Genomic DNA, 21,350 nt, shown 5'->3' on the forward strand with positions numbered 1-21,350 from the left:
GAACCGCCGCAGAGCGTTTCTTTTTTCTCGCTCGCAGTCGCCTTCTATCAATTCTCCTCCGTGGCATTCCTTTTCCCAGAGGAGAGGCCTAGATATTTCACCGCCCGCGGCTTCCCGCTTGTGGCGGCATGCACCATAAAAATACAGATTGGCTTCCAGCGCTTAAGCCGGACTGCAGGCGAAAAGCATTTAGACGCTGGTGAAGCGACGAAAGGATATCCGTGAGCAATACGGACAAAGCCGCAGCACAGGATTACGCATCCATGAAGCTGCCGGAACTGCGCAAGCTGGCTGCAGAGCGCGGCCTGCGCGGCATCTCGGGTCTGCGCAAGGGCGATCTGATCACCGCCCTGAGCACTGGCCAGGTACCTGCGAAGGCGGAAAAGGCGGAAAAGCCACAGCGCCGCACACGTAAGCCTGCTGAAGAGAAGCCGGCAAAGGCTGAGGATAACGCCAAGGATAGTGGCGAAGACAAGGCTCAAGAAAAGGCCCAAGAAAAGGGGGAGAAGAACGAGGAGCAGCGCTACGAGTCGCGCTCCCAGGCTCGCCGTGCCCGCCGCAACCGCGCCCGCCGCCAGGAGCGCGAGAACGCCGAGGCAAAGCAGGAGGGCGCTAAGGAAGAGGCCAAGGAGTCGAACAAGGATTCCGAGAACTCTAACGACAATCGCGACAACAATAACCGTGATAACCGTGACAACCGTGATAACGGCGAGCGCAGCCGCGGCAACCGCAACCGCCGCCATGATGACGATGACAACAACGGTGGCGGCCGCCGCAACCGCCGCAACCGCCGCAACCGCCGCAACCGCGGTGGTAATGACAACAACGGTGGCGGCAACGATCTCCAGATCCGCGAGGGCGATGAAGTCCAGGCAGTAGGCGGCATCCTCGAGGTCGTCGACAACAACGTGGCTTTCCTGCGCACCACCGGTTACCGCGCGGCAAGCTCTGACGTCTTTGTCAACAACAACTTGGTCCGGCGCTTGGGCCTGCGCTCTGGCGACGCCGTGACCGGCCAGGTCAAGGTCTCTGGCCCAACTCATACCCACGGCAATGGCCGTAATCGCCGCAAGTACAACCAGTTGGTGCAGGTTGACACGGTAAACGGCATGGAGCCATCAGCGGCACAGGACCGTCCTCACTTCTCTAAGCTGACCCCGCTGTACCCGAACCAGCGTCTGCGCCTGGAAACGGATCCGAAGATCCTGACCACCCGCGTTATCGACCTCATCATGCCTATCGGCAAGGGCCAGCGTGCGCTGATTGTTTCCCCGCCGAAGGCCGGTAAGACCACCATTTTGCAGAACATCGCCAACGCGATTTCCGCAAATAACCCAGAGTGCTACCTCATGGTCGTCCTGGTAGACGAGCGCCCAGAAGAGGTCACCGACATGCAGCGCAGCGTCAAGGGTGAGGTCATTGCCTCTACCTTCGACCGCCCGCCATCAGAGCACACCTCCGTTGCCGAGCTGGCCATCGAGCGCGCGAAGCGCTTGGTGGAGCAGGGCAAGGACGTTGTGGTTCTCCTAGACTCGATTACCCGCCTGGGCCGTGCCTACAACAACTCCTCCCCAGCATCCGGCCGCATCCTCTCCGGTGGCGTGGACTCCAATGCGCTCTACCCACCGAAGCGCTTCCTGGGTGCTGCCCGCAATATCGAAAACGGCGGTTCCCTCACCATCATCGCCACCGCGATGGTGGAGACCGGCTCCACCGGTGACACGGTCATCTTCGAGGAGTTCAAGGGCACCGGCAACGCCGAGCTCAAGCTCGACCGCGCCATTTCCGAGCGTCGCATCTTCCCGGCCGTGGACGTTAACCCATCCGGCACCCGCAAGGACGAGCTGCTGCTCGTTCCGGAGGAAGCGCGCATCATGACTAAGCTGCGTCGCATCCTTTCTGGTTTGGATTCCTTCGCCGCTATCGACTTGCTCATCAAGCAGCTGAAGAAGACCCGCTCCAACGGCGAGTTCTTGATGCAGGTGGCAAGCTCGGCGCCGATGGTCGCTGACAAGGAAGCTGAGGATTACATCTAATGGCTAATCAAGTTTCCCTCGTAGACGACATTGTCTCCGAGTACCAGGGCATCGAGATGCAGATGGGCGATCCTGAGGTCGCTGGCGATCAGACGATGTTCCGTAAGCTGTCTAAACGCTATGCCGAGCTGCGTCCAATCGTTGCAGTCAACAACGAGCTAGAGCAGGCTCGTCAGGACCTCGAAGATGCCAAGGAAATGGCCTACGAGGACCATGATTTCCAGGACGAAGTCGACCGCCTCGAGCCGCTCGTCGTTGAACTGGAGGAAAAGCTCGCTGACCTACTCGCTCCGCGTGACGAGCACGACTCCGAAGACATCATTATGGAGATCAAGGCTGGCGCCGGCGGCGAGGAGGCCGCATTGTTCGCAGGCGATCTCGCGCGCATGTACGAGCGTTATGCTGACAAAGCTGGTTTCCAGTGGGAGGTCTTGGGCCTCAACGAGTCCGACTTGGGCGGCGTGAAGGACATGTCCATCTCGTTTAAGTCCAAGACCCCGTCTCGCGACGGCGCTTGGTCCGTATTCAAGTTCGAGGGCGGCGTCCACCGCGTCCAGCGCGTTCCGGTGACCGAGTCTCAGGGCCGCATTCAGACCTCAGCTGCCGGCGTGCTGGTTTACCCGGAGCCGGATGAGGTCGAATCCGTCAACATCGACGAAAAGGACCTGCGTATCGACGTCTACCGCTCGTCCGGTAAGGGCGGCCAGGGCGTTAACACCACTGACTCCGCAGTCCGCATTACCCACCTGCCGACTGGCCTGGTGGTCACCTGCCAGAAGGAGCGTTCCCAGATTCAGAACAAGGCCCGCGCACTGCAGGTGCTGCAGGCACGCCTGGATCAGATCGAGCGCGAAGCCCGTGAGGCTGAGGCAGGGGAGCAACGTGCATCCCAGGTGCGCACCTTGGACCGCTCCGAGCGTATCCGCACCTATAACTGGCCGGAAAACCGCATCACTGATCACCGCATCGGCTACAAGGCGAATAACCTGGATTCCGTTCTCAACGGCGATATGCAGGACCTGATCACCGCTTTGCAGGCTCAAGAGCGCGCCGAGCGCTTGGAGGCGGAAGACTAGAGGTGGATACCTACGCAATGGCGCTTCGCGATGCCGCGGAGCGCTTTCGCGCATCTGGAGTACCTAGCCCGGAGTGGGACGCACGAGTGCTTGCCGCCGAGCTCATTGGATGTGGTCATATGGACATCCCACTGGATGCCCAACCAATTCCCGGCTTTGCCATCGCCTATGAGGGCTGGGTCGCACGCCGTGAGGCCCGCGAGCCGCTGCAGCACATTCTGGGCACTGCCTGGTTTGGCCCGCTCGAGCTCAAGGTAGGCCCGGGCGTGTTTATTCCACGCCCAGAAACGGAAGTCCTGGCGGATTGGGGAGTGCGGGGGCTTCGCGACGTCGCCAAGCCCCGCGTTGTCGATCTGTGTACCGGCAGCGGGGCATTGGCCGCCTATGTAAAGAATGAGCGGGCGGACGCGGATGTATTCGCGGTCGAGCTTTCTGAAGATGCGCTGCCTTTTGCCCGCAGCAATCTTGCCCAAGGCGTGCATCTGGTCCACGGCGATGCAACAGACTTCTCGCTTCTGGCCGAACTCGACGGCACCGTGGATCTCGTGCTCACGAATCCGCCTTATGTTCCGGAGACGCCGGACCTAGAGCCCGAGGTCTACCGCGACCCGCACATGGCGGTCTTCGGCGGCGCCGATGGCATGGAGGTCATCGACCGTCTCGTGCCTCGCATTGCGAAGTTACTGCGTCCCGGCGGGAAAGTGGGCATCGAGCACGACGATGCCACGAGCGAAGCTGTGCAAGTTGCGTTGCTGAATTCTGGGCGGTTCCACGATGTCGCAGTGCTGCGAGACCTAACAGGTACCGCGCGTTTTGTAACTGCTATTAAAAGTGCGACCGCCACCCCGGCGGGAGTACAGTAGGTTGGTCTGAACACACGAAGTGAGGAAAGAATGCAGGGAAAGATTTATAACTGTGCCGATAAGGCGGAGCGTGAAGAAGGCCTAGCCATCGCGGTCAAAGCAGCAAAGTCTGGCCGCCTCGTCGTGATGCCTACTGACACGTTGTACGGCCTCGGCTGTGACGCCTTCGACAACGACGCTGTGGCCAGCCTCCTTGCAACCAAGCAGCGTGGCCCCGATATGCCCGTTCCGGTCCTCGTGGGGTCCTGGGACACCATCCGCGGTCTCGTCGCGGAGTACACCGATACTGCGCGAGCACTCGTCGAGGCTTTTTGGCCCGGTGGACTTTCCATCGTGGTCCCGCAGGCGCCTTCCTTGCCGTGGAACTTGGGAGATACCCGCGGGACGGTGATGTTGCGCATGCCGCTGCATCCTATTGCCATCGAGCTTCTGCGCGAGGTTGGCCCAATGGCTGTGTCCTCCGCGAATATTTCCGGCCACCAGCCACCGACCACCGCGCTGGCTGCAAAGCAGCAGCTTGGTAAAGCCGTTACCGTTTACTTGGACGGTGGTGAGACTGCCGTTGGCAAGCCTTCCACCATCATCGATCTCTCCGGTGAGCACCCATACCTGCTGCGTGAGGGCGCGCTTTCTGCCGAAGAAATCGCTGAGGTCATTGGCGTGAGCGCCGAGTCGCTGCGCACTCGCCCTACTGCCTAGACAAAAGGAGATTGTGTGAGTGGCACCGGTGTACCGCTGCGCGAGCTAGCGCTTGTCATTTTGGTTGCAGCGACCTTTACCTACCTCGCCACGGGCTTGGTACGTAGCTTCCTCGTCCGCACTGGGCGGGTAGCAGAGATTCGCCTGCGCGATTCGCATTCCCAGCCCACTCCGCAGATGGGTGGCGTGGCAATGTTTACTGGTTTCGGCGCCTCAGTCTTCCTAGCCGCCCAGCTTCCAGCCTTGACTCGCGGTTTCATGCCCGTTACTCCTGAGATGAATGCCGTGGTTTGGGCGGCGCTGGCCATCGTGCTCGTGGGCGTGATCGACGACGCCCTCGAACTGGGTGCGATAGTGAAGTTGGTCGGCCAATTGCTCGCCGCTGGAATCATGAGCGGCCTTGGCCTTACATGGACGCTTCTGTTTATTCCATTCGATGGCGGAACTACGGTGTTGCTCGATCAAATCCAGGGCACACTCTTGACAACCTTCTTTACGGTGCTGCTCATTAACGCAATGAACTTTGTGGACGGCCTTGATGGTCTCGCCGCTGGCTTAGGGCTTATTGCAGGTGGCGCCATCTTGATCTTTTCCATCACGGTTCTGCATGACCAGGGTGGGGCAGTCTCTGCCTATCCGCCGGCGATCATCTCTGCTGCGTTGGTCGGTATCTGTGCGGGCTTCCTGCCGCACAACTTTGAGCCTTCGCGCATCTTTATGGGCGACAGTGGATCGATGCTCATCGGTCTCTTGTTGGCCGCAGCTTCCACCTCTGCTTCCGGCAAGATCAATATGTCGCTGTATGGCACCGTTGACATGGTGGCGCTCGCATCGCCTTTCATTGTGGTCGCCGCAGCTGTGTTTATTCCAGTCTTGGACCTTGTCTGGGCGGTTATTCGCCGCCTTTCGCAGGGCCGATCGCCCTTTTCTGCCGATAAGGCGCACATTCATCACCGCCTGCTTTCACTCGGCCATACCCACCGCCGCACCGTCTTGGTGCTATACCTGTGGGTCTCAGCGGTAGCCTTCGGCGCGGTGTCCTTTTCCATCGTCCCGTGGCCCGTTGCCGTCGCCGTTACCGCCATCGCGCTGGGGGTGGCATTCGGCGTCACGCTCATTCCTCTGCGCCGGGGCAAGCTTGGCCCAAGTAAGCGGGCTACCACGGTGGTGGCGCATACCGATCCCGCCTAGGAGTCTCGGGCTGTCGTAGTGCGGTAGGCTTTTGGCCTATGACTGATCCGATGACGAACGCGGCAATAAACAACGTGGATGACTTTGACGACCCAGTTTTGCCGCTTAAGCGTGCACTGCGCTTCGGTTCGATTGCGCTGGTGGCCATCACGATTATCTCGCTCGCTGTGTGGGGTGGCATGCGTGGAATGCCGGGGATTTGGGGAGTGCTCGTCGGTGCCGGCATCGGCGGCGGTTTTGTGCTGCTGACGGTTCTTTCCGTGCTTGCCGCATCGAAGACTAGCCCCACCAACACGATCATCGTCGTTATGGGTAGCTGGCTCATCAAATTGCTGGTGCTGATTGTCATCCTCGCGGTCATCCGCGACATGGACTTCTACGATAAGATGGCGCTCTTTGTCACCGTAGTTCTGGCCCTTATCGCAACGCTGGGTACCGAGGCCTGGGGCGTCGTCAGTGCCCGCGTCTCTTATGTGCATTAGCCACCCTGAAAAAGGGCGGCGGGGATAAAACACGAGCCCTTTAGTCTTAATTTCCTTGGGGAAGATGTGGAAAGGGTGTTAATTCCACCCCCGAGGTGGTGTACAAAAACCGTTTGTGACAAAGGCCATACGGGGGCTTTTGCCTAGTCATGGGCGCTATTTCAGCCAAAAAATCGCCCGCGAGCTACGGGTGCCAACCCGTGCCTACCCTGGTACACGTGAATGAGGCCCTGAACTGATATTATTTCTCGCGGGTTACCACGGGACCGAGATTTTTGCATTGGATCCCGCGCGGTCAATCCCTGTCACTTCTTCGAAGATGTGCGACGGAGTCCGAAGTCGTGGCAGAGAGCTTGAGACGTCCATCGCACCGTCCGCAAAGTTATTTTGCGGCGGCCCTAACACGGGAGAGAACGCTGAGCGTTACAACATTGGCCATGAAAGGGCACTTCCACGCGCCTGATCTGGGTGAAGAATTCTTCCCGGGGCAAGTAGATGCTGACCATCTGTTCTTCGGCGACTTTGCCGACGGATGGTTCGCGCTTGATCGCCTTATGCTGGTGCGCATCTTGATGACGCTGGTATTGGTGGTTCTTTTCATGCTGGCCTTCAAGAACCCGAAGCTGGTTCCGAAGGGTCTGCAGAACGTCGGCGAAAATGCGGTCGATTTCGTCCGTATCCACATCGCCGAAGATATTTTGGGTACTAAGGAGGCCAAGCGATTCCTTCCGGTAATCGCGACGATCTTCTTCGCAGTCCTGTTTATGAATGTGCCGACCATCATCCCGGGACTCAACGTCTCGCCGAATGGTCGTATCGGCATGCCTATCGTCCTTGCAGTCGTGTCGTACATCGCAATGATTTACGCCGGCGCAAAGCGCTATGGCTTCGGCAAGTTCATCAAGTCCTCGGTGGTTATTCCTAACCTGCCGCCGGCTTTGCACTTGCTCGTTGTGCCGATCGAGTTCTTCTCGACCTTCATTCTGCGACCAGTTACCCTCGCCATTCGTCTCATGGCGAACTTCTTGGCAGGACACATCATTCTGGTCCTTCTCTTCTCTGCTTCGAACTTCTTCTTCTGGCAGCTGAACGGTTGGACGGCACTGTCCGGTTTGACCATTGTTCTGGGACTGGCTTTCAGCCTGTTCGAGCTCCTGGTCATCTTCCTGCAGGCCTACATCTTCGCGCTTTTGACGGCGGTGTACATCGAACTGTCCCTGCACGCGGATTCGCACTAAGGACGAGGTCGACGAGCGCGACCGAGAATAATCTCAACTTCACAGAAACTATCTCCCTGTCCGTAAACCTGCGGGCAGGACATACGAAAGGGAACGACTTTCACCATGAACGAAATCATTCTTGCACAGGATGCTGCCGCTAACCTCGACAGCCTGAAGGCTGTTGGCTACGGCCTCGCCGCAATCGGCCCTGGTATCGGTATCGGCATCGTTGCCGGCAAGACCGTTGAGGCTATGGCACGCCAGCCTGAAATGGCCGGCCAGCTGCGTACCACCATGTTCCTGGGTATCGCCTTCACCGAGGCTCTTGCACTTATCGGCCTCGTTGCAGGCTTCCTGTTCTAAAAAGTTCGCGTTTTCCTAAACCAACCTTTTAAGACTGGAGACCACATGAACAACGTCTTTTATACGCTTGCGGCGGGGGAGGAGAACCCGGGTTCCGGCAGCTTCTCCGTTCTTCTGCCCAAGAACTATGACATTTTCTGGTCTTTGATCTGTTTCGTTGTCATCTTGATTTTGTTCTGGAAGTTCGTTCTTCCGGCATACAACAAGATGCTCCAGGAGCGCGAGGACCGCATCGAGGGCGGCATGAAGCGTGCTGAGGCTCAGCAGGCTGAAGCTAAGGCTGCTCTCGAGAAGTACAACGCACAGCTTGCTGACGCACGTGCAGAAGCTGCAGAGATCCGCGAGCAGGCGCGCGAGCGCGGCAAGCAGATCGAGGCTGAGGCTAAGACCCAGGCTGAGGAAGAATCCCGCCGCATTGTCGCCTCTGGCGAGAAGCAGCTGGAAGCTTCCCGTGCACAGGTCATCTCTGAGCTGCGTTCCGATATCGGACAGAACTCCATCAACTTGGCTGAGAAGCTGCTGGGCGGCGAACTTTCTTCCGCAACCAAGCAGTCCTCCACGATTGACAACTTCCTGTCCGAGCTCGATTCTGTGGCACCGGCCGGAAAGTAGGCAACTATGAAGGCAGCTAGCCGCGAAGCCCTCGCACACGTAGAGTCCCAGCTGGATCAGATTCTGGCGCAGGACGATGCGATTGCGACGGCGGCACAGGCAGGTCTCGACCTTTTCGAGGTCGTTGATGTCCTTGATGCTGACCGCGAACTGCGCGTCGCGCTAACCGACGCCGCCGTTCCGGCTGCAAACCGCAAGTCACTGGTGCAGAACCTCTTCGGTGCAAAGATTGCTCCGGTCGCCACCCAGGTGATCGAAGCTTCTGCTGCCGAGCAGTGGTCCACCTCCCGTGACTTCGTCAAGGGTCTCGTGTCTCTCGGCCGCCGCGCTCTTCTGCGCGGTGCTGAGGCTCAGGGCCAGCTGGGCCAGGTGGAAGACGAGCTCTTCCGCCTGTCTAGCATCCTGAAGAACGAGGCAGAGCTGACCCAGCTGCTTTCCGACCGAACTGCTACGTCCGCACGTAAGCGCGGATTGCTGGCAAGCGTGCTCTACGGCAAGGTAACGATGTTCTCTGAGGCGCTCGCGCTCCAGGCCATCGGCCGCCCTGAGCAGAACCCGATCGATGATGTCGCGGCACTGGCCGACTACGCAGCTAAGCTGCAGGGTCGCACCATTGCTCGTGTTACCACCGCGGGTGAGCTGAATGATAGCCAGCGTGCAGCACTCGCTGAGAAGCTGGGCAAAATTTATGGTCGTGCGATGTCCATTCACTCTGAGGTTGACACCAGCCTCCTCGGTGGTATGACCATCCGCGTCGGCGACGAAGTTATCGACGGCTCCACGGCAGGCAAGATTGCCCGCCTGCGTGCCAAGATGGCTTAAGTCAGGCCGAAACGACAGAAATGATTAAGTAATTGCTGGAAGATACTACCGAGAGCAGGAAGAACATGGCGGAGCTGACGATCTCCTCCGATGAGATTCGTAGCGCGATTGCGAACTACACCTCGAGCTACTCCGCGGAGGCCTCCCGTGAGGAGGTCGGCGTGGTCATTTCGGCAGCTGACGGTATTGCGCAGGTTTCTGGCCTGCCATCCGTTATGGCGAATGAGCTGCTCGAGTTCCCAGGCGGCGTTATCGGCGTCGCACAGAACCTTGACACCAACTCCATCGGTGTCGTTGTCCTGGGTAACTTCGAGTCCCTCACCGAGGGCGACGAGGTCAAGAGGACTGGCGAAGTCCTTTCCATCCCTGTGGGCGAGGAATTCCTCGGCCGCGTTATCAACCCACTGGGCCAGCCGATCGACGGTCTGGGCCCAATCGCCGCTGAAGAGGACCGCGTCCTCGAGCTGCAGGCACCTTCCGTGCTGCAGCGTCAGCCGGTTGAAGAGCCGATGCAGACTGGCATCAAGGCTATTGACGCAATGACCCCGATTGGTCGTGGTCAGCGTCAGTTGGTCATTGGTGACCGTAAGACTGGTAAGACCGCAGTCTGCATCGACACCATCCTGAACCAGAAGGCTAACTGGGAGTCTGGCGACAAGGACAAGCAGGTACGTTGTATCTACGTCGCTATCGGCCAGAAGGGCTCCACCATTGCTGGAGTCCGCCACACCCTGGAGCAGCACGGCGCACTGGAGTACACCACCATCGTGGCAGCTCCGGCTTCCGACGCCGCCGGCTTCAAGTGGCTGGCACCGTTCTCCGGTGCAGCCCTGGGTCAGCACTGGATGTACCAGGGCAACCACGTCCTGGTCATCTACGATGATCTCACCAAGCAGGCTGAGGCCTACCGTGCGATTTCCCTTCTGCTGCGCCGTCCGCCGGGCCGCGAGGCATACCCGGGCGACGTCTTCTACCTCCACTCCCGTCTGCTGGAGCGTGCTGCAAAGCTCTCCGACGACATGGGTGCAGGTTCCATGACCGCACTGCCGATCATCGAGACCAAGGCGAACGACGTTTCCGCCTTCATCCCGACCAACGTTATTTCCATTACCGACGGCCAGGTCTTCCTGGAGTCCGACCTGTTCAACCAGGGCGTCCGTCCGGCAATTAACGTCGGTGTCTCCGTCTCCCGTGTGGGTGGCGCTGCACAGACCAAGGGCATGAAGAAGGTCGCCGGTAACCTGCGTCTTGAGCTTGCTGCTTACCGTGACCTGCAGGCATTCGCTGCCTTCGCTTCCGACCTCGACCCTGCCTCCAAGGCACAGCTCGAGCGCGGTGAGCGTCTGGTTGAGCTGCTCAAGCAGGCGGAGTCCTCCCCGCAGCCAGTCGAGTTCCAGATGGTTTCCATCTACTTGGCTGACCAGGGCATCTTCGACGTCGTTCCCGTCGAGGATGTACGTCGCTTCGAGGCTGAGGTACACGAGTACCTGCACTCGAATACCCCGCAGGTATTCGAGCAGATCGCTGGTGGCCAGCCTCTGTCCGACGAATCCAAGGATGCGCTCGTCAAGGCTGCTAAGGACTTCACCCCGACCTTCCGCACCACCGAGGGCCGCAATCTGGGCTCCGAGGCAGAGGTCGAGGCGCTCGATGCGGCAGAGGTAAAGAAGACCGAGCTCAGCGTCTCCCGTAAGACGGCTAAATAGAGTCCGCACAGCTCTAAGAATCAACCGTCGAGATAATAGAAGGGAGGAGCGAACACCATGGCTAATCTTCGTGAACTGCGCGACCGAATCCGGTCCGTCAATTCCACTAAGAAGATCACCAAGGCACAGGAGCTCATTGCTACCTCGCGCATTACCAAGGCACAGGCTAGGGTTGAGGCTTCACAGCCTTACGCACACGAGCTTGCGAATGTGATGAACAAGCTCGCAGCGGCCAGCTCGCTGGATCACCCGATGCTTCGTGAACGTGAAGATGGCAAGGTCGCCGCTATTCTCGTGGTCTCTTCTGACCGCGGTATGTGTGGTGGCTACAACAACAACATCTTCAAAAAGGCAGCCGAGCTCGAAGCCCTGCTCAAGAAGCAAGGCTACGAGACCGTCCGCTACGTCACGGGTAATAAGGGCGTTGGCTTCTACAAGTTCCGTGAAGCTGATGTCGCAGGCAGCTGGGCTGGTTTCTCGCAGGATCCGTCCTGGGAGACCACCCACGATGTCCGTCGTCACATGATCGACGGCTTCATTGCAGGTTCCAAAGGTACTGCCAAGTACCGCGACGGCCTCAACACCGAGGGCGAAGGCATCCGTGGCTTCGACCAGGTTCACGTTGTGTACACCGAGTTTGAGTCCATGCTGACCCAAACCGCGCGTGCACAGCAGTTGTTGCCGGTGGTTCCGGTTATTGAGGATGAGGAATTTCACCTCGGAGAGTCCGCGCTTTCCGACTCCGAGCCTACGGATCAGGTTTCGCCTGATTTCGAGTTCGAGCCGGATGCTGACACTCTTATGGAGGCACTGCTTCCGCAGTACGTCTCTCGTATCCTCTTTGCGATGTTCTTGGAGGCTTCCGCTTCCGAGTCCGCAGCACGCCGTACCGCAATGAAGTCTGCTACTGACAACGCAACCGAGCTGGTCAAGGACCTCTCGCGCGTGGCCAACCAGGCTCGTCAGGCACAGATTACCCAGGAAATTACAGAGATCGTCGGTGGCGCTGGGGCGCTCGCCGAAAGCGCAGAAAGTGACTAGATTATGACTTCAGCTCTGCAAGAGCAGAACACACAGTCGTCGGCTGTTGCCGGCCGTGTGGTGCGCGTCATCGGTCCGGTCGTCGACGTGGAATTCCCGCGTGGCGGACTGCCGGCACTGTACAACGCACTGACCGTCGAGATTTCTCTCGAGGCTGTTGCAAAGACCGTCACCCTCGAGGTCGCTCAGCACCTCGGTGACAACCTCGTCCGTACCGTTTCCATGGCACCGACCGACGGCCTCGTCCGCGGCGCTACCGTGACCGATACTGGCAAGCCAATCTCCGTTCCAGTCGGCGATGTGGTCAAGGGCCACGTCTTCAACGCACTGGGCGACTGCCTCGACCAGCCTGGTCTGGGCCGCGACGGTGAGCAGTGGGGCATCCACCGCGAGCCGCCAGCATTCGACCAGCTCGAGGGTAAAACCGAAATCCTGGAGACCGGTATTAAGGTTATCGACCTCCTGACCCCGTACGTGAAGGGCGGCAAGATCGGCCTCTTCGGCGGTGCAGGTGTTGGTAAGACCGTTCTCATCCAGGAGATGATTACTCGTATCGCACGCGAGTTCTCCGGTACCTCCGTCTTCGCCGGCGTCGGCGAGCGTACCCGTGAGGGCACCGACCTCTTCCTCGAGATGGAAGAGATGGGCGTTCTCCAGGACACCGCCCTCGTGTTCGGCCAGATGGATGAGCCGCCAGGAGTCCGTATGCGCGTGGCTCTGTCCGGCCTGACCATGGCGGAGTACTTCCGCGATGTGCAGAACCAGGACGTGCTGCTGTTCATTGACAACATCTTCCGTTTCACCCAGGCTGGCTCTGAGGTTTCGACCCTGCTGGGTCGTATGCCTTCCGCCGTTGGCTACCAGCCAACCTTGGCTGACGAGATGGGTGTCCTGCAGGAGCGCATTACCTCCACGAAGGGCAAGTCGATTACCTCTCTGCAGGCCGTTTACGTCCCTGCGGATGACTACACCGACCCGGCTCCGGCCACCACCTTCGCCCACCTCGATGCAACCACCGAGTTGGATCGTGGTATTGCTTCCAAGGGTATTTACCCGGCTGTGAACCCGCTGACCTCGACCTCTCGTATTCTGGAGCCGTCCATCGTGGGCGAGCACCACTACGAGGTTGCGCAGCGCGTCATTCACATCCTGCAGAAGAACAAGGAACTCCAGGACATCATCGCCATCCTTGGTATGGACGAGCTGTCCGAGGAGGACAAGGTCACCGTTCAGCGCGCACGTCGTATCGAGCGCTTCCTAGGCCAGAACTTCTTCGTCGCAGAGAAGTTCACCGGCCTGCCGGGCTCCTACGTCCCGCTGACCGAGACCATCGATGCTTTCGAGCGCATCTGCAACGGCGAGTTCGATCACTACCCAGAGCAGGCATTCAACGGCCTGGGTGGCTTGGACGACGTCGAGGCTGCGTACAAGAAGCTTTCCGAGAAGTAGGGAGTGGCACATGGCTGACATCACCGCTGAATTGGTATCCGTCGAGCGTAAGCTGTGGGCTGGTAAGGCCACGCTGGTTACGGCTGAGACCACTGAGGGTGAGATCGGCGTGCTTCCTGGCCACGAGCCATTGGTCGGTCAGCTGGCCGACAATGGTGTTGTGACCATCCACCCAGTCGACGGCGAGCGCCTCGTCGCCGCGGTCCAGGGTGGCTTCCTCTCCGTGTCCAAGGACAAGATCACTGTCCTCGCCAACTGGGCTACTTGGTCCACTGAAGTTGATGAGGCACAGGCTTCCGAAGACCAGAAGTCCGAGGAGTTTATTGTCCACAACCGTGGTGAAGCCGCTCAGCGAGCACTTCGTCGCGCCAAGGGCTAGGTAGAGTAACGGGCAGCAAAGCCCTTCCGCTCTCATAAGCGCCCCACCTTTCTTTCACCAGAAAGGTGGGGCGCTTTTTCGTTGGCTTTTGCTACGGGGTTTAGTGGCATAACGGCAGGGGAAGATACTAGAATTTTGTCTAATATCTTTTAGGTTCAGGATTAAAGGGAGCGGCAGGATATGAACATTTCAGGTCTAGGCTGGTTGTTCCTCATCGTGGCGGCTTTTATCTTTTTGTGTCTTATGCTTGCTGCTCGCCGCTTTTTCAAGTTGCGTGCGCGCGGGACCTCTGTATTGCTGAGAACCCTTCCCGCTAAAAACTCTCGTTCTTGGCGTCATGGCGTGATGCGCTATAACGGGGAATACGTGGAGTACTTCAAGCTGCGCTCGGTTTCGGTCCAAGCAGACCTTCGTTTCAATCGCCTCGGCGTCGAGCTAATTGGCACTCGTCAATTAGACGATGACGAGGCTGCTTTTATGTCCGCCGCCAACCAGGTCATCCGCTTTTCCTTCGCGGATCAGGAATACGAAATCGCCACTGACCTACACGGAATCATGGGTCTTACCGCCTGGATTGAGGCGGCGCCTTCCAAGCGCTTGCAACGTCCTGACTATCGGCGTCTGCGCCAGCGCGCTACCCGTTTTACTAAGGAGTAGGCGGCTACCTATAGGGTAGAGAGCATGCGTTTAGTCATCGCTCGTTGCTCAGTTGATTATGTCGGCCGTTTGGATGCCCATTTGCCCGTCGCCGATCGCCTCATCCTCGTCAAGGCAGACGGTTCCGTGTCGATCCACGCCGACGACCGCGCTTATAAGCCGCTGAATTGGATGACTCCGCCGTGCACGCTGGAGGAATCCGCCATCACTGACATCGACGGCGAGGACACTGGCGAACAGCTGTGGCTCGTTGAAAACCCCAAGGGCGAGCAGCTGCGTATCACGATCGCGGAGATTCACCAAGACTTCTCCGTCGAATTGGGCGAGGATCCGGGGCTTGTTAAGGACGGCGTCGAGGCGCACCTGCAGGAGCTGCTCGCCGAGCACATCGATACCCTGGGCGAGGACTATTCACTCGTGCGCCGCGAGTATCCAACTGCAATTGGCCCAGTCGATATCATGGCCAAAGACCAAGACAATAAGTTCGTTGCGGTTGAGGTCAAGCGCCGCGGTGGTATCGACGGTGTCGAGCAGCTCACGCGCTATCTGGAGCTTCTCAACCGTGACGAGCTACTGGCACCCGTGCAAGGCGTCTTTGCAGCCCAGGAAATCAAGCCGCAGGCCCGTACGCTGGCCGAGGACCGCGGTATTCGCTGCGTCATCCTTGACTACCAAGATCTGCGCGGCATTGAGTCGAACGAGCTACGTCTTTTCTAATGCCACGCCGCAATAGGAGAAACCCCGTCAACCCCCGCCCGCTGCCTAAGGACGGCTCTACTTTTCTAGGTTCGCAGACCGTCGAGGGGCCAAGTTGGACCCACGGTGAACCTTTCATCATGCGCCACATCGGCAGCGCTGCAGCTACAAAGTTCTATATCTGCCCCGGCTGCAACCAAAATATTCCGCCTCGCGTTGCCCATATCGTGGCTTGGCCGCGTGATACAGGCGGCAGGGAAGATGACCGCCGCCACTGGCACCGTCACTGCTGGGAGCGTAGGTAGGATAGCGGGCATGATTGTTGCTTTTTCTGTCGCGCCAACCGTGGTGGGCGAGGAAACTGCGGAGATGTCTGCAGCCGTCGCCGAAGCCGTACGTGTGGTGCGCGCATCCGGCTTGCCCAACGAGACCAATGCCATGTTCACCCTTATAGAAGGCGAATGGGACGAGGTCTTTGCCGTAATCAAGGAAGCCACCGATGCAGTACGCAAGGTTTCGCCGCGTACCTCGCTTGTAGTCAAGGCCGATATCCGCGAAGGCGTGACTGGCCAGTTGACGCAAAAGGTGGAGTCTGTGAATCGACGTTTGGAGGAAAACAAGTGACCGGACCTTATGTAGGCGGTGCCCTTGACCTGGGCGCGCTGAAGCAGCAAAAGGAGACTGAGGAAGCGCCTTCCGGGGTATCTGCATTTTTCGAGGTAACCGAGGCTAACTTCGAATCCGAATTGATTCGCCGTTCCGCCGAGGTCCCCGTTATTGCGCTCATCGGTTCTTCGCGTTCGCCCGCCTCCGAGCAACTGAAGAATGACCTGCGCGCTGTCGCAGAGGCCGGTGGTCTCAAGTTCATCGTTGGCTACATCGATGCTGATGCTATCCCGCAGGTAGCGCAGGTCTTTGGCGTGCGAAACCTGCCGACCACCGTCGCCCTAGCTGCCGGCCAGCCGATTACCAACTTCGAGGGAGCCCAGCCCAAGGATGCACTGGAGCAGTGGACTGCCACGCTCGTCGAGAAGCTTGGGCCGCAATTGAGTGGTCTCAGCACCGAGACCCCAGAACCAGAAACTGCCGCGGACCCTCGCGTGCAGGCCGCCGAGGAGTCTCTAAACCGCGGCGATTTCGACGCAGCCATCGCCCACTACGACGCCATTTTGGCCGACGATCCAGACAACGCCGAGGTCAAGCAGGCCCGTAACACCACCCAGGTTTTGCGTCGTCTGGACCCAGCCAACCGCACCGAGGATCCGATTGCTGCTGCCGACGCCGCACCAAACGACGTCGCCAAGCAGTGCGATGCCGCCGACGCCGAGGTGGTCGCCGGTGCGCCTGAGAAGGCCTTCGAGCGCCTCATCTCGGCGATGCAAACAACCGCAGGCGACGACAAGCAAGCCCTCAAGGATCGCTTGCTCGAGCTCTTCGCGCTTTTCGACGCCTCCGATCCCCGCGTTCTGCAGGCACGAACGAAGCTCGCAAGCGCTCTTTATTAGCGAAGGGGTAATTAGAGCACCCCCGACTTTCTGGAATTTCTGGATCGCTTTTATCCGGTTCTATTATCAGGGCAGAAATCCTTGACAGAGCCAATTAAAAGGCCAATTAAAAGGGAGTGCTCTATGCCGACTTTGCAACCAATTAATGGTCCAAAAATCCCGGAGCCCAAAGCCCCGAAGAAGGACCGTACCCACTGGCTCTACATCGGCGTCATCGTTGCGGTGATTGCCGGTATTGCCTTGGGTCTAGTCGCCCCGGGCGTTGCCGTTAACTTCAAGCCATTGGGCACGATGTTCGTCAGCCTCATCAAGATGGTCATCGCGCCAATCATCTTCTGCACCATCGTGCTGGGCATCGGCTCGGTGCGCGCTGCGGCATCGGTCGGAAAGGCCGGGGGCATCGCTCTGGCGTACTTCATCACGATGTCCACCTTTGCGCTGGCGATCGGCCTCGTGGTCGGAAACTTCATCGATCCCGGCGCTGGCCTTCATATTAGCGGCGGTGATGGCTCTAAGTACATCAAGGCAGGTGCGGAAGGCGAGGGTCTTTGGGGCTTTGTCAGCTCCATCGTCCCAGAGACCATGTTCTCGGCGTTTACCTCTGGATCTGTTCTCCAGGTTCTGTTTATCGCATTGCTGTGTGGCTTCGCCGTGCAGTCCATGGGCGAGGCAGGCGAACCTATTCTTGGCTTCGTCGCCAGCCTGCAGCGCCTCGTCTTCAAGATCCTTAACATGATTTTGTGGCTGGCGCCGCTCGGCTCTTTCGGTGCTATGGCAGGCGTCGTTGGTGAGACCGGCATGGATGCCGTGAAGTCCTTGGCCACCCTGATGCTGGCTTTCTACATCACCTGCTTCCTCTTCGTATTCGTGGTACTCGGCCTCATCGCCCGTGTATTCGGCGGTATCAGCATGTGGAAGCTCTGCAAGTATCTGGGCCGCGAGTTTCTGCTCATCGTTGCTACTTCTTCCTCTGAATCCGCATTGCCGAACCTCATGCGCAAGCTGGAACACCTCGGCGTGGAGAAGCCGACCGTGGGTATCGTTGTACCGACCGGTTATTCCTTCAACCTGGACGGCACCGCTATTTATCTGACGCTTTCCGCCATCTTCATTTCCGAGGCAATGCATATGCCGATGAACTTGGGCGAGCAGGTGGGCCTGCTGGTCTTTATGATCATCGCCTCCAAGGGTGCGGCGGGTGTCTCCGGCGCTGGCATCGCAACGCTGGCTGCGGGCTTGCAGTCTCACCGCCCTGAGCTCCTCGGCGGCGTCGACGTCATCATGGGCATCGACCGCTTTATGTCCGAGGCTCGCGCTCTGACCAACTTTGCCGGCAACGCGCTCGCAACCATCCTGGTTGGCCGTTGGACCAAGACCGTGGACATGGACCGCGTCACGAAGGTCCTCAACGGTGAGGAACCATACGCTGATTCCGGCAAGGATAGCACCGTTAACCTGCGCATGCCAGACGTGGAGAACCCAGCCCACGACCGCCTGCAGCCAACGCAGCAGGTTGACTTGGAGCGCTACAAAGACGGCTCTGAGATGTACTACAAGTAGTTCTCGCTATACTGCGAGGCTATGACGAAAGTACTCTTCCTCTGCAATTCCAACCGCGGCAAGTCCCAGATGGCCGCAGCTTTGGCGAAGCTGCACGCTCCCTCGTGGGAGGTCTATTCGGCAGGCGTCCAGGTGGCCGAACCGGGCCAGCCCGGCGACGTAAATCTCGAGGCGTCCCATTGCCTGGCCGAAGTAGGCGCCGACATGTCGGAGGGCACGCCCAAGCCTGTCGCCCCGGAGCTTGCCGCCAATGTCGACCACGTCATCATCGTCGGCGGCGCCGAGTACGATGGACCCGCCGAGCGCTGGGAGATTGAAGATCCCTCCCAGCGTGGCGTCGAGGGGAAGCAAAGGATGGTCGAGCTGCGCGATGACATCGACGCCCGCGTCAAAGAATTGATTGCGCGCCATAATTAATTTGGATACTAAAAACCTAGAAATAGGTAACATTTTCTAATAAGGTGCGGTGCATGACTAGTCCGCACCGAGCACCGATTTCGCCCGATCCTAGGCAGCAAGCCTTTGCAATCCGTGGCCTTAACAAATCCTTCAATGGTTCTCCCGCCGTCCGCAATCTAGATCTCGACGTCCCGCGGGGTTCTATTTATGGCATCGTCGGCCCCAACGGTGCGGGCAAGACCACCATGCTGACCATGGCCTGCGGTCTTCTGCGCCCCGATAGCGGCGAGTCATTCGTTGCCGGTCACCGCGTGTGGCACGATCCAATCCCTGCGAAGGCATCGATGGGCTTGCTCATGGACGGCGCACCCGTATTCGACCGCCTCACCGGCGCCGAGTATCTCTACTACTTGGGCGCGCTACGCAAGCTCGACGAGGGGGAGGCACAGCGCCGTGCCGCCGAGCTCCTGCACGTGCTCGCGCTTGACGACGCCGCCTCCAAACGCATCGCCGACTATTCCGCCGGCATGACCAAGAAGATTCTGCTTGCCGGCGCAGTGCTCCATAATCCCGAGGTGCTCATCCTCGATGAGCCTCTTGAGGCAGTCGATCCAGTATCCGGCCGCCTCATCCAAAACGTGCTCGTGAACTTCGCTGCCCGGGGTGGCACCGTGGTGATTTCCTCCCACGTCATGTCCCTAGTCGAAGGACTTTGTACCTCCGTGGCAATCATTAATGATGGCCAAGTGCTTACCTCCGGCACCGTCGATGAGGTCCGCGGTGACAAGAGCCTCACTGACGTCTTTATCGAGCTCGTCGGCGGCGCCGATCTCGATTCCAACGCCTTCCAGTGGTTGGGTGGAAATTAGGCTATGAAGGACACCAGCAAAACCCTCGTCAAGCTGCACCGCACACTATGGAGCAGGACCTTCAAGGAGAACACCGCGCAGTGGATGATGGTGCTCCTCTTCGTCATCTATGGCCTGATTGGTCTCGCCAACACTGGGCTTATGGCTGGCTTAGATTTGAGCGAAGGCACGCGCAATGCTCACGCTCTCACCACAGTCAACCTCCTCGGCGTAGCGATGTACCTCATGCTCGCGATGATCATGCCCGCCGGTGAAAAGCAGCTTTACCCGGATACCTTGAAGGGCCTGCCGCTTTCTTTAGAAGAGGTCCGGCCCGCCATGCTGCGCATTTCTTTCCTTAACTCCCGCGTCGGGCTTTCTGCAGGTTTTAGCATCATCTGGGCAATCGTCGGTGCGATTATGCTCGTGAGCATCGGTGACTTCAACGTCATTGCCGTACCCGCATTCGTGCTCGGCATGGCGCTTTCGTGGTTTATCACCATCTGTTTGTCGGAGTGCCTGATGAGCATTGCCAGCAACGTGGTCAGCTTGGAAAGCGACCGCAGCAAGTTCATTGGCGGCATTCTCGGTACCGTATTGATGCTCTGCGTCATTCTCTTAAACGGTCAGATTGAAGATGCAGTGCCGCTCGGCACCATCGGCAAGTATGCCGCGTGGACGCCGTTTACCGCAGCGACCGGTTGGGCCACAGCGCTTGGCAATGGCTCTTACATGGAAGCACTCGCGCAGCTTCTAATCGCAATTGTCACCGCAGTGGGGCTCTTCGCGGTCTGGCGGCACTTAATCAAAACAGAATTCGCCCAAAGCCAGCAGCACGCCCGGCCTGCGCCAGCCACAAAGACAAAGCAGCACGGCGTATCCCGCCTCCGCCTGATGGGCCTGGCCTATCGCAGTCCCGCCATGATGGAGTACTCGCGCTCGTTGCTTTATATCGTCCGCGATATGCGCCTAGTAAATACCTTGATCTTCTTGCCGGTGCTCGCAGGATTCTGTCTCTACCACATCTTTAACGGCAACTTGGCCGCTGGTTTAGGCGTGCTCGTGATGCTCGGTCTCGTGGGCGGCCTACTCGGCGTCAACGACTATGGCTACGATGGCCCCTCCGGCTGGCTGAAGATGATGGCACCTTGTGCACCAAGCAAATTTCTGCTGGCCCGCCATCGCGCTCACCTGACGCCTTCTGCAGTTGTCATCCTCATTTGCGTCATCCTGGCGCTCATCATCAGCCCTGAACGCCTGAAGGTATTGGCCTTTGGTTGTGCTGCACTAGGAATGCTGCTTTCGGTCAGCGCCTGTTCACTAGCTTTGTCAGTTTATAACCCTTATCCAGTCTCTGCGCCGGGTACCAACGCGTGGACTGATAAGTCTGGCTACTCCGCACCCGCCTTTGTGGCCAGCCTCTTCGGACTCATCTTCGGCTGGATTGCAGTGGCCCCAGGTCTTGTTTGCCTAGGCATCGCCGTTACCCAAGACAAGGCTCCGTTGCTAGCAGTCGGTGTCATCTTGAGCCTTGCCGTACCGGCTATCGTGCACGCACTGGTGGCATATATCGCCGGCAAGCGGGTCGACGCCCGGATGCCGGAGATCTACGCCAAGGTCGACACCTGGGTCAGCTAGCCCACAAAGCGATACCACTGCACGGAGTTAGCCGGGAGGTGTAGCTCCGCGGAATTCGACGCGGAGTGCACCTTAATCGGCAGTGCATTACCCGCGCCCTCATAGACG

At 58.9% G+C, this 21,350-nt stretch carries 23 protein-coding genes; all 23 read left to right on the top strand.

Going from position 1 to position 21,350, the window contains the following annotated elements; genetic code table 11:
• Window positions 1-221: 221 nt before the first annotated feature.
• The 23 genes from rho to HMPREF2935_RS09375 all read left to right on the top strand — a co-directional run bounded on the left by rho (window position 222) and on the right by HMPREF2935_RS09375 (window position 21,242).
• Window positions 222-2,036 (top strand): transcription termination factor Rho, encoded by a 1,815-nt coding sequence (gene rho, locus HMPREF2935_RS09270; protein WP_070456172.1) that lies wholly within the window; start codon window positions 222-224, stop codon window positions 2,034-2,036.
• The gene (gene prfA, locus HMPREF2935_RS09275; RefSeq protein WP_061921954.1) at window positions 2,036-3,112 is read left to right on the top strand and encodes a peptide chain release factor 1; all 1,077 of its coding nucleotides are present in this window, start codon (window positions 2,036-2,038) and stop codon (window positions 3,110-3,112) included. The genes rho and prfA overlap by 1 nt, the downstream gene beginning before the upstream one ends.
• A 17-nt stretch (window positions 3,113-3,129) precedes the next feature.
• Window positions 3,130-3,975, top strand: a complete 846-nt coding sequence (gene prmC, locus HMPREF2935_RS09280) for a peptide chain release factor N(5)-glutamine methyltransferase (protein ID WP_070732995.1) — start codon at window positions 3,130-3,132, stop codon at window positions 3,973-3,975.
• A gap of 30 nt (window positions 3,976-4,005) precedes the next feature.
• A complete protein-coding gene (locus HMPREF2935_RS09285) occupies window positions 4,006-4,674 on the top strand; it encodes an L-threonylcarbamoyladenylate synthase (RefSeq protein WP_061921957.1) in 669 nt (222 codons plus the stop codon).
• A gap of 15 nt (window positions 4,675-4,689) precedes the next feature.
• Window positions 4,690-5,865: a glycosyltransferase family 4 protein gene (locus HMPREF2935_RS09290; protein ID WP_070732895.1), complete on the top strand. Its 1,176-nt coding sequence runs from the start codon at window positions 4,690-4,692 to the stop codon at window positions 5,863-5,865.
• 38 nt (window positions 5,866-5,903) lie between these two features.
• Entirely contained in the window at window positions 5,904-6,347 is a 444-nt protein-coding gene (locus HMPREF2935_RS09295) for a Cg1360 family ATP-synthase-associated protein (RefSeq protein ID WP_070732896.1), read from the top strand.
• A gap of 437 nt (window positions 6,348-6,784) precedes the next feature.
• On the top strand, window positions 6,785-7,585 hold the full coding sequence (gene atpB / locus HMPREF2935_RS09300) for a F0F1 ATP synthase subunit A (RefSeq protein WP_061921965.1): 801 nt from the start codon (window positions 6,785-6,787) through the stop codon (window positions 7,583-7,585).
• Between the two features lie 105 nt (window positions 7,586-7,690).
• Complete coding sequence (locus tag HMPREF2935_RS09305; protein ID WP_005532052.1) at window positions 7,691-7,930, top strand: ATP synthase F0 subunit C; 240 nt, start codon at window positions 7,691-7,693, stop codon at window positions 7,928-7,930.
• 45 nt (window positions 7,931-7,975) lie between these two features.
• Window positions 7,976-8,542: a F0F1 ATP synthase subunit B gene (locus HMPREF2935_RS09310; RefSeq protein WP_061921968.1), complete on the top strand. Its 567-nt coding sequence runs from the start codon at window positions 7,976-7,978 to the stop codon at window positions 8,540-8,542.
• Window positions 8,543-8,548: 6 nt separating this feature from the next.
• Complete coding sequence (locus HMPREF2935_RS09315; RefSeq protein ID WP_062035312.1) at window positions 8,549-9,364, top strand: F0F1 ATP synthase subunit delta; 816 nt, start codon at window positions 8,549-8,551, stop codon at window positions 9,362-9,364.
• Window positions 9,365-9,429: 65 nt separating this feature from the next.
• Window positions 9,430-11,070 (top strand): F0F1 ATP synthase subunit alpha, encoded by a 1,641-nt coding sequence (atpA, locus tag HMPREF2935_RS09320; RefSeq protein WP_070732898.1) that lies wholly within the window; start codon window positions 9,430-9,432, stop codon window positions 11,068-11,070.
• A 57-nt stretch (window positions 11,071-11,127) separates the two neighbouring features.
• On the top strand, window positions 11,128-12,111 hold the full coding sequence (locus HMPREF2935_RS09325) for a F0F1 ATP synthase subunit gamma (RefSeq protein WP_062035308.1): 984 nt from the start codon (window positions 11,128-11,130) through the stop codon (window positions 12,109-12,111).
• 3 nt (window positions 12,112-12,114) lie between these two features.
• On the top strand, window positions 12,115-13,560 hold the full coding sequence (atpD, locus tag HMPREF2935_RS09330) for a F0F1 ATP synthase subunit beta (RefSeq protein ID WP_062035306.1): 1,446 nt from the start codon (window positions 12,115-12,117) through the stop codon (window positions 13,558-13,560).
• Between the two features lie 10 nt (window positions 13,561-13,570).
• Window positions 13,571-13,939, top strand: a complete 369-nt coding sequence (locus HMPREF2935_RS09335) for a F0F1 ATP synthase subunit epsilon (RefSeq protein WP_061921985.1) — start codon at window positions 13,571-13,573, stop codon at window positions 13,937-13,939.
• Window positions 13,940-14,119: 180 nt separating this feature from the next.
• Window positions 14,120-14,596, top strand: coding sequence for a DUF2550 domain-containing protein (locus tag HMPREF2935_RS09340; protein WP_070732900.1), 477 nt, complete (start codon window positions 14,120-14,122; stop codon window positions 14,594-14,596).
• A gap of 24 nt (window positions 14,597-14,620) precedes the next feature.
• The gene (gene nucS / locus HMPREF2935_RS09345) at window positions 14,621-15,313 is read left to right on the top strand and encodes an endonuclease NucS (protein ID WP_061921990.1); all 693 of its coding nucleotides are present in this window, start codon (window positions 14,621-14,623) and stop codon (window positions 15,311-15,313) included.
• Window positions 15,313-15,597, top strand: a complete 285-nt coding sequence (locus HMPREF2935_RS12805; protein ID WP_083306120.1) for a hypothetical protein — start codon at window positions 15,313-15,315, stop codon at window positions 15,595-15,597. Before nucS ends, HMPREF2935_RS12805 begins: the two co-directional genes overlap by 1 nt.
• A gap of 10 nt (window positions 15,598-15,607) precedes the next feature.
• Window positions 15,608-15,916 carry an MTH1187 family thiamine-binding protein gene (locus tag HMPREF2935_RS09350; RefSeq protein WP_061921994.1) on the top strand — a complete coding sequence of 103 codons (309 nt, stop codon included), beginning with the start codon at window positions 15,608-15,610 and terminating at the stop codon, window positions 15,914-15,916.
• Window positions 15,913-16,797, top strand: coding sequence for a tetratricopeptide repeat protein (locus HMPREF2935_RS09355; protein WP_070588131.1), 885 nt, complete (start codon window positions 15,913-15,915; stop codon window positions 16,795-16,797). The genes HMPREF2935_RS09350 and HMPREF2935_RS09355 overlap by 4 nt, the downstream gene beginning before the upstream one ends.
• Before the next feature lie 123 nt (window positions 16,798-16,920).
• The gene (locus HMPREF2935_RS09360) at window positions 16,921-18,357 is read left to right on the top strand and encodes a cation:dicarboxylate symporter family transporter (protein ID WP_070432853.1); all 1,437 of its coding nucleotides are present in this window, start codon (window positions 16,921-16,923) and stop codon (window positions 18,355-18,357) included.
• 21 nt (window positions 18,358-18,378) lie between these two features.
• Window positions 18,379-18,774, top strand: coding sequence for an arsenate reductase/protein-tyrosine-phosphatase family protein (locus tag HMPREF2935_RS09365; RefSeq protein WP_070432854.1), 396 nt, complete (start codon window positions 18,379-18,381; stop codon window positions 18,772-18,774).
• 53 nt (window positions 18,775-18,827) lie between these two features.
• Window positions 18,828-19,625: an ABC transporter ATP-binding protein gene (locus tag HMPREF2935_RS09370; RefSeq protein ID WP_070732903.1), complete on the top strand. Its 798-nt coding sequence runs from the start codon at window positions 18,828-18,830 to the stop codon at window positions 19,623-19,625.
• Window positions 19,626-19,628: 3 nt separating this feature from the next.
• The gene (locus HMPREF2935_RS09375; RefSeq protein WP_070732905.1) at window positions 19,629-21,242 is read left to right on the top strand and encodes a hypothetical protein; all 1,614 of its coding nucleotides are present in this window, start codon (window positions 19,629-19,631) and stop codon (window positions 21,240-21,242) included.
• Window positions 21,243-21,350 lie beyond the last annotated feature (108 nt).

The organism is Corynebacterium sp. HMSC076D02 (genome assembly GCF_001813815.1).
In the GTDB taxonomy this organism is placed as follows: domain Bacteria; phylum Actinomycetota; class Actinomycetes; order Mycobacteriales; family Mycobacteriaceae; genus Corynebacterium; species Corynebacterium simulans.